Below are 15,467 nucleotides of genomic sequence, written 5' to 3'. Positions count from 1 at the left end.
CTGGGGTACGGTGGAGAAACTTAGGCAATCCTAACTTTGGAGTTCCGATGGCACGTTCCGAGGCCCGCGTCCGCACCGACCGCCCGGCCCGCTACGGCAAGCAGCTGGCCGCCCACATGGGGCGCAAGATCCGGGCCGACTGGTCCGAGGAGGCCGGCCGCGGCGAGCTCGCCTTCCGGGGCGGCACCGCGACCCTGGTCGCCGAGCCCGGTGCCCTGCTGCTCGCCGTCGAGGGCGCGGCCGAGGAGCTGCCCGGCCTGGAGGACGTCGTCGGTCGCCACCTGGTCCGCTTCGGCTCCCGGGACGAGCTGGTGGTCGAGTGGCACCGCGACAACGGCGAGCCCGGACTGGTCCAGCGCAACGAGGAGGAGGCCGCCGGGGGTCAGTGACCGCCGGGCTGCGCCGGTCCGGCGGGTTCCGCGGCCGGCGGCGCGAGCCGGCGGGCCAGCGCCCACAGCACCAGGCCGCCCAGGCACCAGCTGGCCAGCACGTCCAGCAGCCAGTGGTAGTCGCTCCACACCAGCCCCCAGCCGACTCCCGCGCAGAGCAGCGCGGTCGCCGTGTACAGCAGCCGCCGGGCCCGGCGGCCGAGCTCCCGGCCGATCAGCAGCGCGGCGGTCCCGTACGCGATGGTCGAGGTCGCGGTGTGGCCCGACGGGTACCAGCCGAGCTGCTCGGGGGTGAGCGGCATGCCGAACGGGCCGGGCCGGGCGAAGAAGGTCTTGGTGGGGACGACCAGGGCCGGGACGGCCGCGCCGGCCAGGACGGCGACCGGCAGCGGCAGCCACCAGCGCGGGGAGTCGGTGCGGCGCCGCAGCCCGGCCGCGAGCGTGCCGCCCAGCAGGAGCAGCGGGAAGGCCGGAACGTTCCCGCCGAGGTCGGAGAGGGTCGCGCCCAGGTGGTTCACCAGCGTGCTGTGCAGCGCGTGGCGGAAGTCCCAGGTGGCGTGCCGGGCACTGCGGTCCAGGTCCAGCAGCGGGCCGTCGGCCCGGACCTGCCAGGAGATCACCACCAGCACCAGGGCGAGCGCCGCCGGCGCCGCGGAACGCATGAGCCGCCCCGAGGCGGGGGGGAGAGCCCCGGGGCGGCTGAGGTGATCGCCGCTCCGTGCGCCCCGGGGGGTTTGGGGCGGACGGCCGGTCGATCGGTCATGAGTGTCCGGAGCCCCGGCGGGGGCCTCGGACGGGGTTGTCGCTAAGTCGTCGGGCTCGCTGTCCATCTGTCATGACAGTACGTCATGACCCTGCCCTCGCGGGATGGTTCGTTGGATCGCCACAGCATCTTCACCACCGCCGGTACAACCTCCATGGTCACTCGGTGGTCTGTGAACGTTCTCCGAACGGGGACACGGAAAGCGTACGAAAACGGAGCGGCCCGGTCCGTGGTGGACCGGGCCGCTCCCGAACGCTCCGCTACCGTCAGACGGCGGCGAAGGCACTCTCGATGATGTCGAGACCCTCGACCAGCAGGTGCTCCGGCATCACCAGCGGGGGCAGGAAGCGCAGCACGTTGCCGTAGGTGCCGGCGGTCAGGACGACCAGGCCCTCGGCGTGGCAGGCCTTCGCCACGGCGGCGGTGAACTCGGGGTTCGGGTCCTTGGTGCCCGGCTTGACCAGCTCGACGGCGATCATCGCGCCGCGGCCGCGGACCTCACCGATCACGTCGAACTTCTCCTGCATGGCGTGCAGGCGGCCCAGCATGACCTCGCCGATCCGCCGGGCCTTGCCGTTGAGGTCCTCGGACTTCATGGTCTCGATCGAGCCCAGCGCGGCGGCGCAGGCCACCGGGTTGCCACCGTAGGTGCCGCCCAGGCCACCGGCGTGCGCGGCGTCCATGATCTCGGCGCGGCCGGTCACGGCGGCCAGCGGCAGACCGCCGGCGATGCCCTTGGCGGTGGTGATGAGGTCCGGGACGACGCCCTCGTCGTCACAGGCGAACCAGTCGCCGGTGCGGCAGAAGCCGGTCTGGATCTCGTCCGCGACGAAGACGATGCCGTTGGCCTTCGCGTACTCGGCGATCGCCGGGAGGAAGCCCTTGGCCGGCTCGATGAAGCCGCCCTCGCCCTGGATCGGCTCGATGATGATCGCCGCGACGTTGTCGGCGCCGATCTGCTTGTTGATGATGTCGATCGCCTGCGCGGCGGCCTCGGCGGCGCAGTTCTCCGCACCGGTCAGCCAGCGGTAGGGGTAGGCGACCGGCACGCGGTAGATCTCCGGCGCGAACGGACCGAAACCCTGCTTGTACGGCATGTTCTTCGCCGTCAGGCCCATGGTCAGGTTGGTGCGGCCGTGGTAGCCGTGGTCGAACACCACGACGGCGGTGCGCTTGGTGTGGACCCGAGCGATCTTGACCGCGTTCTCGACCGCCTCGGCGCCCGAGTTGAACAGCGCGGTGCGCTTCTCGTGGTCGCCCGGCGTCAGCTCGTTGAGCTGCTCGGCGACGGCCACGTAGCCCTCGTACGGGGTCACCATGAAACAGGTGTGCGTGAAGGCGGCCAGCTGCTCGGTCGCCTTGACGACCACGGCGGCGGCGCTGTTGCCCACGTTGGTCACGGCGATGCCGGAACCGAAGTCGATCAGCGAGTTGCCGTCCACGTCCTCCAGCACGCCGCCACCGGCGCGCGAGATGTAGACCGGCAGGGTGGTGCCGACACCGGCGGCCACCGCGCCGAGCTTGCGAGCCTGCAGCTCCTGCGACTTCGGGCCGGGGATCGCGGTGACCAGACGGCGCTCCTGCGGGAGCGGCGTTGCAGCGCTCATGGTGTTCTCCAGATTCTCAAGACGCGGTCCTCGCAGGCTACGGCGGGCCCGGCCGCGCGGGCATGCGCCACTCGGTAGCAGTGGGCCGTACGACTTGTCCGGCGCGGCCAGTGATCGGAGATCGGTTACCGCGCGGTCCTCCTCCACTACATTGAGCGCGGGCGTGTCGCCGGGTGGGCGGCATGGGTAGAGGCGGCACGGATGGACCGATCGTGCCGGGGTGGCGTAGGGAGCGGGGCCGCGATGGGACTGGACGGCGGACACGGGCAGCAGGCCGCGCGGGCGGGCGGACGGTCCGCGGTACCCCCGCAGCCCGGCCCCCCGGACGGCGGCCGGCCACCCTTCGACCTCACCGGGTGGGCCGCCGAACCGAGACCGGAGACCCCCGCGGGCATCTTCCGCCTCCACTACCGCCCGCTCGACGAGAACCGCAGCACCGACGCCGCCGTACCGGCCGGCCCGCTGCTGCTGCGCGCGGCACTGAACCTGGTGGTCGGCTGGCTGGCCTTCGTCTACGGCCGGCAGGCGCTGTTCTCCCTGCTCGGCCTGCTGGGCCTCGGCGCGCTGCCGCTCGTCCCCACCGTCCTGATCGCCCTGCTGCTGAACCTCGCCCTCGCCTACGCCGTGATCAGGATCTTCGGCCGGATGGGCCGCTGGCCCGAGATCTGGCGCCGCTACCTCCTCCCGCTGCTCTCCCGCACCGTCACCCACGAGGTGCCGGACACCCCGCCGCCCGGCACCCGGACCGCCGGCCCGGCCGAGCCCTGGCAGGACCTGCGGGCCGGCGGCGCCGAGCAGGCCGCCGCCCGGCTGGACACCGAGGCCGTCGGCGACGTCGACTACGTCCGGATCCGGCAGGCCTGGCAGGCGGTGCTGGGCTCGCCCGCCCTGCTTCCCGACTTCACCGAGCAGGTGCTCGTCCGCGGCGCCGCCGCCTGCGCCCACCCCTCCGAGGCCCGCGACCTGCCCGGGCGCGGCGCCCGGCACGACCTGCTGGTGCGCCAGGTCCGGCTCGGCACCGCCCAGAACGTCCTGAAGAACCCGCCCGCCCACCGCTCGGCGGGCTTCGCCCTCGACCCGGCGACGCTCGGCACCTCGCTGCTCGCGGTCGGCCCGGCCGGCACCGGCAAGACCAGCGGCCTGGCCCGTCCGCTCGCCGAGGCGCTCTGCCTGCAGGCGCTGGCCGGCACCGCCTGCGCGGTGGTGGTCGGCGCCGCCGACAGCGACCTCGGCCCGGACTCCTGGTACGACGTCGTGATCGCCCCCGGTGACCCGGCCGCCCCGTACGGGCTCGACCTGTACGGCGCCGCCCGCACCGCCGACGAGGCCGCCGCCCGGTTGGCCGACGCCCTGCTGCCGGACGAGCTGGTCCTGCGCGGGGAGAGCGCCCGAACCGCCCTGCAGCAGGTGGTCGGTCCGTTCCACGCCGCCCACGGCCGCTACCCCGGCGTGCGCGAGCTGCGCGGCCTGCTGGGCGGGGACGAGGACGGCTGGGCCGAGCTGGCCGAGGCGCTGCGCAAGGCCGGCCGGGACGGTGTGTTCGAGGCCGACCTCCAGCAGCGCGCCCGGCAGCGCGGCCGGGCCGACGACCCGGGGATGCTGCTCGCCGACCGGCTGGCCCTGCTGGACCGCCCGGTCTTCGCGGACTGCTTCGCCGGCACGCCCGACGCCAAGCCGGCCTTCGCGATGCGCGCCCTGGACCACCCGCTGCGGGTCCGGGTGAAGCTGCCCGAGCGCAGCCACCCGGAGGCCGCCCGGATGCTGGCCCGCCTGGTGGTCGGCCAGTTCCTGCAGGCCGCCGCGGTGCGCGAGGAGCGCGAGCTGTTCGCCGGCCTGGTGGTGGACGACGCCTCGGCCGCGATCGACCAGCACGCGGTGCGCGGCCTGCAGCGGATGCGCGGTCTCAACGCGGGCGCCGTACTGCTGCTGCGCACGCTGGTCGACCTGCCGGAGGGGCTGCGGGCGCCGCTGTTCGGCGCGGTCGGCTGCCGGATGGCCTTCCCGGGCATCGCGCCCTGGGACGGCAAGCTGTTCTCCGAGGCCTGGGGCACCCACCTGGTCACCGAGACGGCCGTCACGCACACCCCGGACACCTCCGGCGGGCTGGTCCGCAAGTCGGGGCGGGCCCTGCGCAAGGCGCTCTCCGGGACGGCCGCGCAGACCCAGAGCGTCACCACCCGGGACGTCGAACGGCACCGCTGGTCGCCCTCGGACCTGGCCCACGCGCTGCCGACCGGCCACGCGGTGATCTCGCTGTCGACGGTGACCGGGGAACAGGTGCCGCCGCTGCTGGTCGATCTGCGCAGCTGAGCCCGGGACCGGGCCATTTCGGCAGGGCCGGTCCGGAGCCGGTGACTCCGGTCCGGTGGATTCGGCGTTCCGGCTTGTCCGGGCCGTACATAATGGGGGAAGACCCCTCTCTCGCCCGGCCGCAACGGCGCGGCCTGGTCGAACCATCGAAGGTGCCATGCCCCCCACACTCGCCTCCGTCGTCCGCAACACCGCGCTCCACCTCACGGTCCTCGCCGGCGCGGACCACCTGGAGCGGCCGGTCCGCTGGGTGCACACCAGTGAGCTGGACGATCCGACGCCCTTCCTGGAGGGCGGCGAACTCCTCCTCACCACCGGCATCAAGCTGGGCAAGAGCGCGGCCCGCCTGCAGGCGTACGTCCACCGGCTGGCCGACGCCGGGGTGGTCGGCCTCGGGCTCGGCGTCGGCCTCTCGCACACCGAGGTGCCGCAGGCGCTGGTCGACGCGGCCGCGCAGCGCGGGCTCCCGCTGCTGCGGGTGCCCGAGGCCACGCCGTTCATCGCGATCTCCAAGACCGTCTCCGCGGCACTCGCCGCCGAGCAGTACGAGGCGGTCACCACCAGCTTCGAGGCGCAGGAGGAGCTGACCCGGGCCGCCCTCGGCAAGGACGGCACCACCGCGGTGGTCCGCCGGCTCGCCGCCCGGCTCGGCGGCTGGGCCGCGCTCTACGACGGCTCCGGGGCGCTCTCCGCGGTGGCCCCCGACTGGGCGGCCCGCCGGGCGGGCCGGCTGGCCGCCGAGGTGGACCGGCTGCGCCGCAGACCGGCGCCGTCCAGCGCCGCGCTGCAGGGCAGGTCCCCGGGGATCGACACCGCCGACGAGGACTACGTGGTGGTCCAGTCGCTGGGTGCCGACCGCCGGGCCCGCGGCTTCCTCGCGGTCGGCACCGAGGACCGGATCACCCCGACCGAGCGCTACGTCCTGAACGCGGCCGTCGCCCTGCTCACCCTGACCCTGGAGCGCTCGCGCGAGCTGCGGCAGGCCGAGGAGCGGATGGGCGCGGCGCTGCTGCGGATGGTGCTCGCCGGTGAGGTGGCCACCGCCCGGCAGGTCGCCTCCGGCCTGTTCGGCGGGCTGCCCGAGGGCACGATAAGGGTCCTGGTCGCCGGGGCCGCCGCCGGCCCGGAGGCGGCCGAGGCGCTCGGTGAGCTCGGCGACCGCGCCGAGCAGGCCGGCGGCAAGGTCGGCGAACGGCTGCTGGTCTCCCGCGAGGACGGCCCGCACGGCCCGCGCCTGATGGTGCTCGCCCTCGACAACGGCGCCGCGCACCGGGCCTGCCTCGGCGCGGTCGAGGAGCAGGAGGGGCTGTCGCTCGGGGTCTCCGCACCGGCCGCCCTGGAGGACGCGGGTACGGCGTACGCCCAGGCCGAGCGGGCGCTCGCGGTGGCGCAGCGCGGCGGGCGGCGCTCGGTCGACCACGAGGAGGTCGGCGCGGGGTCGCTGCTGCCGCTGCTCGGTGAGGAGGCGGTCACCGCCTTCGCCGAGGGCCTGCTGCGGCCGCTGCGCGACCACGACCGGACGGCGCGCGGCGATCTGGTGGCCAGTCTGCGGGCCTGGCTGTCGCGGCACGGCCAGTGGGACGCGGCCGCTGCCGACCTCGGGGTGCACCGGCACACGCTGCGGTACCGGATGCGCCGGGTGGAGGAGCTGCTCGGCCGCTCCCTCGACGACACCGACGTCCGGATGGAGCTCTGGCTCGCGCTGCGCTCCGGCGAGGACTGAGCCCGCCGCGGAGGGGTCCTGCCATCGTGGAGTGGACCGGAGGGGTTCCGCTCCGCTGCGTCCAATCCGGTTTGGCCCGTCCGGGTCCTACCGTGGGTGGCAGGCTCCCCGTCCGTGGAGCCGCCGACGACGAGGAGAGGGCCGGTACGACCGTGACCACCACCCATGAGTTCTGGCTGGCCGGCCGCAAGGCGAGCGGCGACGGGGACTTCGAGGTCCGCCACCCGTACGACGGCAGCCTGGTGGGCAAGGTCAGCGTGCCCACCGACGCGCAGGTGGAGGAGGCCGTGGCCGCCGCCGCGGCCGCCGCGCCGGCCTTCGCCGCCACCCCGGCGCACGTCCGCGCGGCCGCGCTGGACCACGTGTCCAAGCGCCTGGCCGAGCGCACCGAGGAGATCGCCCGCCTGATCACCGCCGAGAACGGCAAGCCGATCAAGTGGGCCCGCGGCGAGGTCGGCCGGGCCGTCTCGGTGTTCCGCTGGGCGGCCGAGGAGGCCCGCCGGACCAACGGCGAGACCATGCGGCTGGACACCGACCCGGGCGGCACGGGCCGCTTCGCGGTGGTGCGCCGCTTCCCCAAGGGCGTCGTGCTGGGCATCGCCCCGTTCAACTTCCCGCTGAACCTGGTCGCCCACAAGGTCGCCCCGGCGATCGCCGTCGGCGCCCCGATCATCCTCAAGCCGGCCCCGGCCACCCCGCTCTCCGCCCTGGTCCTGGGCGAGATCCTGGCCGAGACCGAGCTGCCGGCCGGCTCCTGGAGCGTGCTGCCGGTGCCGAACGAGAAGATGCCGGCCCTGGTCCAGGACAAGCGGCTGCCGATCATCTCGTTCACCGGTTCCGACAAGGTCGGCTACCAGATCATGGACTCGGTGCCGCGCAAGCACGTCACCCTGGAGCTCGGCGGCAACGCCGCGGCCCTGGTGCTCGCGGACTGGTCCTCGGAGGCCGACCTGGAGTGGGCGGCCACCCGGATCGCGACCTTCGCGAACTACCAGGGCGGCCAGTCCTGCATCTCGGTGCAGCGGGTGATCGCCGACGCGTCGGTGTACGACGCGCTGGCCGAGAAGGTCGTCGCCAAGGTGCAGGCGCAGGTCACCGGTGACCCGAGCGACGACTCCGTGGACGTCGGCCCGCTGGTGGACGAGAACGCCGCCAAGCGCGTCGAGGCCTGGGTCGAGGACGCGGTCGCCAAGGGGGCCAAGATCCTCACCGGCGGCACCCGCGAGGGCGCGGCGTACGCGCCGACCGTGCTCGCCGAGCTGCCGGCCGACTCGATCCTGGCCACGGCCGAGGTCTTCGGCCCGGTGCTCTCGCTGCACCGGGTGGAGTCCACCGAGGACGCGTTCGCCGAGGCGAACAACTCCGCCTTCGGGCTGCAGGCGGGCGTGTTCACGCACGACGTGCAGGTCGCCTTCCGCGCCCACCGCGAGCTGCAGGTCGGCGGCGTGGTCATCGGTGACGCCCCGTCCTACCGGGCCGACCAGATGCCGTACGGCGGCGTGAAGGACTCCGGCGTCGGCCGCGAGGGCGTCCGCTACGCGATGGAGGACTTCACCTACGAGCGGGTCCTGGTGCTCACCGGCATCGACCTCTGAGTCACCCGCTGATGCCCCGTCACCGCAGGCCGGTGGCGGGGCATTCGCCCGTCTTGACACCTTTCGGTGCCCGGCGTAGTCCGGAAGGAGGGGGCAACGAGAGGAGAGCGGCCATGCTTGGTGACCAGCTGGGCTCGGAAGAGGGCCGGACGACGGTGCGACGGGTGGTCGCCGGTGACCACGGGCTGTCCCCGACGGTGGAGACCTCGTTCGAGGCGGACGGGCAGCTCCTGGGTGTTCCGGTGCACGACATCGGCAGTTACTCGGGGCGGATGCGGGCAGACGGCACGCTGGCGGGCATCGGGCAGGGCGTCCTGATGAGCCCGGGAGGCGCGCACGCCACCTGGTCCGGCCAAGGGGTCGGACAGTTCACCGAGAGCGGCGGCACCAGCTGGCGGGGCTCTCTGGTCTACGAGTCCGCGTCGCCCGAGTTCGCCGCGCTGAAGGGCGTCGCCGGTCTGTTCGAGTGGGAGGTCGAGGCGGACGGCTCCGCGCACGGGAAGCTCTGGGCCTGGAAGTAACCGCGGCCGGGGGGTGAGCCGGGGGAGGCGGGCACGGCACCCGGGCGGGCAGGACACAATGGTGCCCATGAACTCGCTCGCCCACCCGCAGCTGCGCTTCAATCCGATCGTCAAGGACCCGTCCGGTCCCAGGGAGCTGGTGATCCTCGGCTCCACCGGCTCGATCGGCACCCAGGCCATCGACGTGGTGCTGCGCAACCCCGACCGGTTCCGGGTGGTCGCGCTGTCCGCGGCCGGCGGCCGGGTGGAGCTGCTGGCCGAGCAGGCGCTGCGGCTGGGCGTGCACACCGTGGCGGTCGCCGACGAGGCGGCCGTCGCGCCGCTGCGCGAGGCGCTGGCGGCCAACGCGGCCGGTCGGGCGCTGCCCGAGATCCTGGCCGGCCCCGAGGCCGCCACCGAGGCCGCCCGGATCGAGTGCCACTCGGTGCTCAACGGCATCACCGGCTCGATCGGCCTGGCCCCGACCCTGGCCGCGCTGCGGGCCGGCCGGGTGCTGGTGCTCGCCAACAAGGAGTCGCTGATCGTCGGCGGCCCGCTGGTGAAGGAGCTGGCGAAGCCGGGGCAGATCGTCCCGGTCGACTCCGAGCACACCGCGATCTTCCAGGCACTGGCCGGTGGCACCCGGGCCGAGGTCCGCAAGCTGGTGGTCACCGCCAGCGGCGGCCCGTTCCGCGGCCGGACCAGGGACCAGCTGGCCACGGTCACCCCCGGGGACGCACTGGCGCACCCGACGTGGGCGATGGGCCCGGTGATCACGATCAACTCGGCCACCCTGGTGAACAAGGGCCTTGAGGTGATCGAGGCGCACCTGCTCTACGACGTACCGTTCGACCGGATCGAGGTCGTGGTCCATCCGCAGTCCGTCGTCCACTCGATGGTGGAGTTCTCGGACGGTTCCACGCTGGCCCAGGCCAGCCCGCCGGACATGCGGATGCCGATCGCGCTGGGCCTCGGCTGGCCGGACCGCGTCCCGGACGCCGCCCCCGGCTGCGACTGGACCAAGGCCGCCACCTGGGAGTTCTTCCCCCTGGACAACGACGCCTTCCCGGCGGTGGAGCTGGCCCGTGAGGTCGGCACGCTCGGCGGGACGGCCCCGGCCGTCTTCAATGCGGCCAACGAGGAGTGCGTGGATGCTTTCCTGAAGGGCCGGCTGCCCTTCACCGGCATCGTGGACACTGTCGCCAAGGTGGTGGCCGAGCACGGCGCCCCGGCGGGAACTTCTCTCACCGTCGCGGACGTCCTCCACGCGGAGGACTGGGCCCGCGCCCGGGCCCGGCAGCTGGCAGCGGGTTGAGCACGGACGGCGAGCGGAGCGGCATGACGGAGGAGCAGCAGTGAACAACCTGATGTGGGCGCTGGGCATCCTGATCTTCGTGCTCGGCCTGCTCTTCTCGATCGCCTGGCACGAGCTCGGGCACCTCTCCACCGCGAAGCTGTTCAAGATCCGGGTGCCGCAGTACATGGTCGGCTTCGGCCCGACCATCTGGTCCCGCCGGAAGGGCGAGACCGAGTACGGCATCAAGGCCATCCCGCTCGGCGGCTACATCCGCATGATCGGGATGTTCCCGCCCGGAGCCGACGGCCGGATAACCAAGCGCAGCAGCTCGCCCTGGCGGACCATGATCGAGGACGCCCGGGAGGCCTCCTACGAGGAGCTCCAGGAGGGCGACGAGACCCGGCTGTTCTACACCCGCAAGCCGTGGAAGCGCGTCATCGTCATGTTCGCCGGCCCGTTCATGAACCTGATCCTGTCGGTCGCGCTCTTCCTGGCCCTGTTCATGGGCATCGGCCAGCAGATCTCGGTGCCGGTGGTGGCCTCGGTGAGCCAGTGCGTGGTGAAGACCGGCGAGCGCACGGACGTGTGCCCCGCCGACGCACCGCTGTCCCCGGCCAACAAGGCCGGGCTGCACAACGGCGACCGGGTGCTCTCCTTCGGCGGCGAGCAGATCACCACCTACCGCCAGCTCCAGGACGACATCCGCGACTCGGCCGGCCGCACCGTGCCGATCGTGGTCGAGCGGGACGGACAGCAGGTCGCGCTCTCCGCGGAGATCGCCACCAACACCCTGCCCGTGATGGACAAGGACGGGTACGCGGTCAAGGGGCAGACGGTCGAGGCGGGCTTCCTCGGCATCACCCCGGCCCAGGGGGTGCACCACCTGTCGGTCGGTGAGAGTGCCGACCAGATGACCGCGATGGCCGAGCACGGCGTCAAGTCGCTGGCCGCCCTGCCCAGCAAGATCCCCGGTCTGTGGCACGCGGTGGTGGACGGCACCCCGCGCTCCACCGACGACCCGATCGGGATGGTCGGCGCCGCCCGCCTCGGCGGGGACGTGTTCGCGATGGACCTCCCCGCCACCCAGCAGCTCGCGTTCGTCGTCCAGCTGCTGGCCGGCATCAACCTGTCGCTGTTCCTGTTCAACATGCTGCCGCTGCTGCCGCTGGACGGCGGGCACATCGCCGGGGCGCTGTGGGAGTCGGTCCGTCGGCGGTTCGCCGCGCTGGTCCGCCGCCCGGACCCGGGCCCGTTCGACGTGGCCAGGCTGATGCCGGTGGCCTACGTGGTGGCCGGGATCTTCATCTGCTTCACGGCGCTGGTGATGGTCGCCGACATCGTCAACCCGGTCAGAATCAACTAACTCTTGTCCGGAGCGGCCGAGTGTGCTTCCTCGCTCGGCCGTGGCGTACCTTGTAAGCCGGGCGCGCCCTTCCGCGGCCGCCCGGCGGGGCCACCCTCTCACCGGCCCGCTCACCGACCTCGACCTGGGGAACCCTGCGCACATGACCGCGATCTCGCTCGGTATTCCGTCCTTGCCGCTCAAGCCGCTGGCCACCCGCCGCGTCTCGCGGCAGATCATGGTCGGCAACGTCCCGGTCGGCGGTGACGCCCCGATCTCGGTCCAGTCGATGACCACCACGCTGACCTCCGACATCAACGCGACGCTCCAGCAGATCGCCGAGCTGACGGCCTCCGGCTGCCAGATCGTCCGGGTCGCCGTGCCGTCGCAGGACGACGCCGACGCGCTGCCGATCATCGCCAAGAAGTCCCAGATCCCGGTCATCGCGGACATCCACTTCCAGCCCAAGTACGTGTTCGCCGCGATCGACGCCGGCTGCGCCGCCGTCCGCGTGAACCCGGGCAACATCAAGGCCTTCGACGACAAGGTCGGCGAGATCGCCAAGGCGGCCAGGAGCGCCGGCGTCCCGATCCGGATCGGCGTCAACGCCGGCTCGCTCGACAAGCGCCTGCTGGAGAAGTACGGCCGGGCCACCCCGGAGGCGCTGGTCGAGTCCGCGCTGTGGGAGTGCTCGCTGTTCGAGGAGCACGACTTCCGCGACATCAAGATCTCGGTCAAGCACAACGACCCGGTCGTGATGATCAACGCCTACCGCCAGCTGGCCGCCGCCTGCGACTACCCGCTGCACCTCGGCGTCACCGAGGCCGGCCCCTCCTTCCAGGGCACCATCAAGTCCGCGGTGGCCTTCGGTGCGCTGCTGTCCGAGGGCATCGGCGACACCATCCGGGTCTCGCTCTCCGCCCCGCCGGCCGAGGAGATCAAGGTCGGCAACCAGATCCTGGAGTCGCTGAACCTGCGCCAGCGCGGCCTGGAGATCGTCTCCTGCCCGTCCTGCGGCCGGGCCCAGGTCGACGTCTACAAGCTCGCCGAGGAGGTCACGGCCGGCCTGGAGGGCATGGAGGTGCCGCTGCGCGTCGCGGTCATGGGCTGCGTCGTCAACGGCCCCGGCGAGGCCCGCGAGGCCGACCTGGGTGTCGCCTCCGGCAACGGCAAGGGCCAGATCTTCGTCAAGGGCGAGGTCATCAAGACCGTGCCCGAGTCCAAGATCGTCGAGACCCTGATCGAGGAGGCGCTGAAGCTCGCCGAGCAGATGCAGGCCGACGGCGTCGAGTCCGGCGCACCGGTCGTGGTGGCCGCCGAGTAGGCGCCCGACGCAGCTGCGGACTGGGGCCGTCCGCCCACGGACGGCCCCACAGCCTTTGGACCGCCCTCAGGGGAGTAGGGTGCCGCAGAGTTGGACCAGAGAGGTGCCCGTGCTCGATCGAGGTGTGATGCTCCCCGGCCCGTTCCAGGTCGCCCGGGCCCTGTCGGCCACCCGCGTGCTGGAGGCCCGGGATCTGGAGGACGCCCTGGCGGTCCTCCACCGCGATCCGGTGGCCAACGCCTTCGTCGCCACCCGGGTCGAGGCCGTCGGGCTGGACCCGTGGCGGCTCGGCGGCGAGATGTGGGGCTGGTCCGGCGAGGACGGCAGGCTGGAGTCGCTCTGCTACGCCGGGGCCAACCTGGTCCCCGTCAACGCGGGGCCCGAGGCCGTCCGCGCCTTCGCCGAGCGGGCCCGCCGCCAGGGCCGCCGCTGTTCCTCGATCGTCGGGCCCGCCGCCGCCACCGCCGCCCTGTGGGCGCAGCTGGAGCGCAGCTGGGGCCCGGCCCGCGAGGTCCGTGGCCACCAGCCGCTGATGGCCACCGACACCCCCGCCACCGAGGTGGCCCCGGACCTGCTGGTCCGGCGGGTGCGCCGTAACGAGATCGAGAGCCTGATGCCGGCCTGCGTGGCGATGTTCACCGAGGAGGTCGGCATCTCCCCGCTGGCCGGCGACGGCGGCCTGCTGTACCAGGCCCGGGTCGCCGAACTGGTCGCCGCCGGGCGCTCCTTCGCCCGTTTCGACGAGGACGGCCGGGTGGTCTTCAAGGCCGAGGTCGGCGCCGTCACCTCCGGGGCCTGCCAGATCCAGGGCGTCTGGGTCGCCCCCGAGCACCGCGGCCGCGGTCTGTCCGAGACCGGTATGGCCGCCGTCCTGGACATCGCCCTGCGCGAGGTCGCCCCGACCGTCTCGCTGTACGTGAACGACTACAACGTCCGGGCCCGCGCCGCCTACCGCCGGGTCGGCTTCCGCGAGGTCGGCGCCTTCATGAGTGTGCTGTTCTGAGCCCGGCCGCAGGCCCGGCGCCGGAGGCCGCGGATTTCCGTCCGGATGATCGCCCCGGGAATCGGTGAAGTAGTAACGTCCGGGTCATGAAGCAGCTGACCGAGGTGACGATCGAGGCCATCGACCTGGCCGCGTGGGCGCCGACGGCGCTGGAGGTGCAGGCGGTCGCCTTCGGGTTGGAGCCGCCCGAGGTGGCGGTCCGGCTGCCGCTGGTCGCACGGCACGCGCTCCAGCCGGGGGTGATCGCGCTCGGCGCGATGTCCGGCGGGCGGCTGGTGGGATTCGGCTACGGGATGCCCAACCTGCGCGAGCACTGGTGGAGCACGGTGATCCAGCCGTACCTGGAGGCCGCCGGCCACGGCGACTGGCTGGACGGCGTCTTCGCGGTCACCGAGCTGCACGTGCTGCCCGAGTTCCAGGGCCGCGGGGTCGGCAGCGCCCTGATCCGCACGCTCTGCGAACGCTCCGGCAAGGACCGCTCGATCCTCTCGGCGATCGACGCGGAGACCCCGGCCCGGCGGCTCTACCGGGCACTCGGCTACCAGGACCTGGCCCGGGCGGTGCGCTTTCCCAACACGGTCCGCCCGTACGCGGTGATGGGCGCCCAGCTGCCGCTGCGGTCACCTCACAGCCAGGACGCGAACTCCAGGTAGAGCTCGGCCTGTTCGGTCGCGCCGGTGGACATGTGCCACAGCCCGGCCTCGACCGTGCGGAACAGCGTCCAGCCGCGCAGCCGGTCCCGGTCCACCTCGACGGCGTCGGCGAGCTGGTGCAGCCGGCGGCGCAGCGCCCCGCGCTGGCCGGGCGACCCGGCCAGGGTGTCCAGCCGGTCCCGGGCCAGGCGGGCGAGGTCGTACGCGCGCTCGCCGACCAGCGGCCGGGGATCGATCGCCAGCCACGGAGCCCGGTCGGCCGCGAGGACGTTGCCGTGGTGGAAGTCCCCGTGCAGCAGCAGGCTCTCGGGCTGGTCGGCGAGCAGGGCGCCGGCGGTCTCCAGGGCCTCGTCGATCAGTGAGCGGGCCTCGGCGGCGCCGGGCAGCTCGCGCTGCTCGCGGATCAGCTCGGCCAGTTGGCCGACCCGTTCGCCGACCGAGGTGAAGGGATGGTCGTCACCGGGTGCCACCCACAGCCGCTGGAGCAGCCCGGCGGCCTCCAGCATGGCCTTGGCCTCGGCGAGCGAGCGCAGTGGGATGTCGCCGTGCAGCCGTTCCAGCAGCAGCACGCCGTGCGCCGGCTCGGCGGCCAGCAGCAGGACGGCGCCGCGGCCGGCCCAGCGGGTCAGCGCGGCGTGTTCCTGGGCGGTCTCCCGGTTGACCATGCCCAGCTTGAGCACGGCGGGTGCCAGGTCGTCGGCCCGGTGCACGTAGCCGACCAGGCTGATCCGCCCGCCCGGCTCGCAGATCCGGTCCAGGACCAGGTCCCGGCGGGCGAGTTGCTCCTCGAAGCGGGCGGGCAGCTCGGCCAGCCAGTCGAGGCCCGCGGCGCCCTCCCAGAGCCGGACGGTCTCGGTCAGCCGCTCGGGGACGGTGATCTGTCCTGGTCGTGCCGGCATGCTGGCCTCTCGGTCGGTCCGTCCCTTCGGGTGCTGTCCGGCCCATTGTCGGCCATCGGGCG

Annotated in this window: 13 protein-coding genes; 10 read left to right on the top strand and 3 right to left on the bottom strand. The window is 73.4% G+C overall.

Features of this window, described 5'->3' with window-relative positions; genetic code table 11:
• Positions 1-47: 47 nt before the first annotated feature.
• Positions 48-389, top strand: a complete 342-nt coding sequence (locus tag OG871_RS14220; RefSeq protein ID WP_371497127.1) for a DUF2218 domain-containing protein — start codon at positions 48-50, stop codon at positions 387-389.
• On the opposite strand, the gene OG871_RS14215 is transcribed toward OG871_RS14220, so the two are convergent.
• Both OG871_RS14215 and gabT read right to left on the bottom strand, forming a co-directional pair.
• Positions 383-1,051 carry a phosphatase PAP2 family protein gene (locus OG871_RS14215; RefSeq protein WP_371497126.1) on the bottom strand — a complete coding sequence of 223 codons (669 nt, stop codon included), beginning with the start codon at positions 1,049-1,051 and terminating at the stop codon, positions 383-385. The two genes, OG871_RS14220 and OG871_RS14215, sit on opposite strands and share 7 nt — an antisense overlap.
• A gap of 367 nt (positions 1,052-1,418) precedes the next feature.
• Positions 1,419-2,759 carry a 4-aminobutyrate--2-oxoglutarate transaminase gene (gene gabT, locus OG871_RS14210; protein WP_371497125.1) on the bottom strand — a complete coding sequence of 447 codons (1,341 nt, stop codon included), beginning with the start codon at positions 2,757-2,759 and terminating at the stop codon, positions 1,419-1,421.
• Between the two features lie 243 nt (positions 2,760-3,002).
• On the opposite strand from gabT, the gene OG871_RS14205 reads away from it, so the two are divergent.
• The 9 genes from OG871_RS14205 (at position 3,003) to OG871_RS14165 (ending at position 14,506) form a co-directional block, all read left to right on the top strand.
• A complete protein-coding gene (locus OG871_RS14205) occupies positions 3,003-5,069 on the top strand; it encodes an ATP-binding protein (RefSeq protein ID WP_371497124.1) in 2,067 nt (688 codons plus the stop codon).
• 157 nt (positions 5,070-5,226) lie between these two features.
• Positions 5,227-6,792: a PucR family transcriptional regulator gene (locus OG871_RS14200; protein ID WP_371497123.1), complete on the top strand. Its 1,566-nt coding sequence runs from the start codon at positions 5,227-5,229 to the stop codon at positions 6,790-6,792.
• Positions 6,793-6,944: 152 nt separating this feature from the next.
• On the top strand, positions 6,945-8,387 hold the full coding sequence (locus tag OG871_RS14195) for an aldehyde dehydrogenase family protein (protein ID WP_371497122.1): 1,443 nt from the start codon (positions 6,945-6,947) through the stop codon (positions 8,385-8,387).
• Between the two features lie 113 nt (positions 8,388-8,500).
• The gene (locus tag OG871_RS14190) at positions 8,501-8,908 is read left to right on the top strand and encodes a hypothetical protein (protein ID WP_371497121.1); all 408 of its coding nucleotides are present in this window, start codon (positions 8,501-8,503) and stop codon (positions 8,906-8,908) included.
• 67 nt (positions 8,909-8,975) lie between these two features.
• Positions 8,976-10,202, top strand: a complete 1,227-nt coding sequence (dxr, locus tag OG871_RS14185) for a 1-deoxy-D-xylulose-5-phosphate reductoisomerase (protein ID WP_371497120.1) — start codon at positions 8,976-8,978, stop codon at positions 10,200-10,202.
• 40 nt (positions 10,203-10,242) lie between these two features.
• Positions 10,243-11,547 carry an RIP metalloprotease gene (locus OG871_RS14180; protein WP_371497119.1) on the top strand — a complete coding sequence of 435 codons (1,305 nt, stop codon included), beginning with the start codon at positions 10,243-10,245 and terminating at the stop codon, positions 11,545-11,547.
• Positions 11,548-11,689: 142 nt separating this feature from the next.
• Positions 11,690-12,850 carry a flavodoxin-dependent (E)-4-hydroxy-3-methylbut-2-enyl-diphosphate synthase gene (gene ispG / locus OG871_RS14175; protein WP_371497118.1) on the top strand — a complete coding sequence of 387 codons (1,161 nt, stop codon included), beginning with the start codon at positions 11,690-11,692 and terminating at the stop codon, positions 12,848-12,850.
• Positions 12,851-12,977: 127 nt separating this feature from the next.
• Complete coding sequence (locus tag OG871_RS14170; protein ID WP_371503305.1) at positions 12,978-13,853, top strand: GNAT family N-acetyltransferase; 876 nt, start codon at positions 12,978-12,980, stop codon at positions 13,851-13,853.
• A gap of 86 nt (positions 13,854-13,939) precedes the next feature.
• Complete coding sequence (locus tag OG871_RS14165; protein ID WP_371497117.1) at positions 13,940-14,506, top strand: N-acetyltransferase family protein; 567 nt, start codon at positions 13,940-13,942, stop codon at positions 14,504-14,506.
• Here OG871_RS14165 and OG871_RS14160 read toward each other — a convergent pair.
• On the bottom strand, positions 14,479-15,405 hold the full coding sequence (locus tag OG871_RS14160; RefSeq protein WP_371497116.1) for an aminoglycoside phosphotransferase family protein: 927 nt from the start codon (positions 15,403-15,405) through the stop codon (positions 14,479-14,481). The genes OG871_RS14165 and OG871_RS14160 overlap by 28 nt on opposite strands.
• Positions 15,406-15,467 lie beyond the last annotated feature (62 nt).

The organism is Kitasatospora sp. NBC_00374 (assembly GCF_041434935.1).
In the GTDB taxonomy this organism is placed as follows: domain Bacteria; phylum Actinomycetota; class Actinomycetes; order Streptomycetales; family Streptomycetaceae; genus Kitasatospora.
This window is presented reverse-complemented; position numbering and strand designations above follow the sequence as displayed.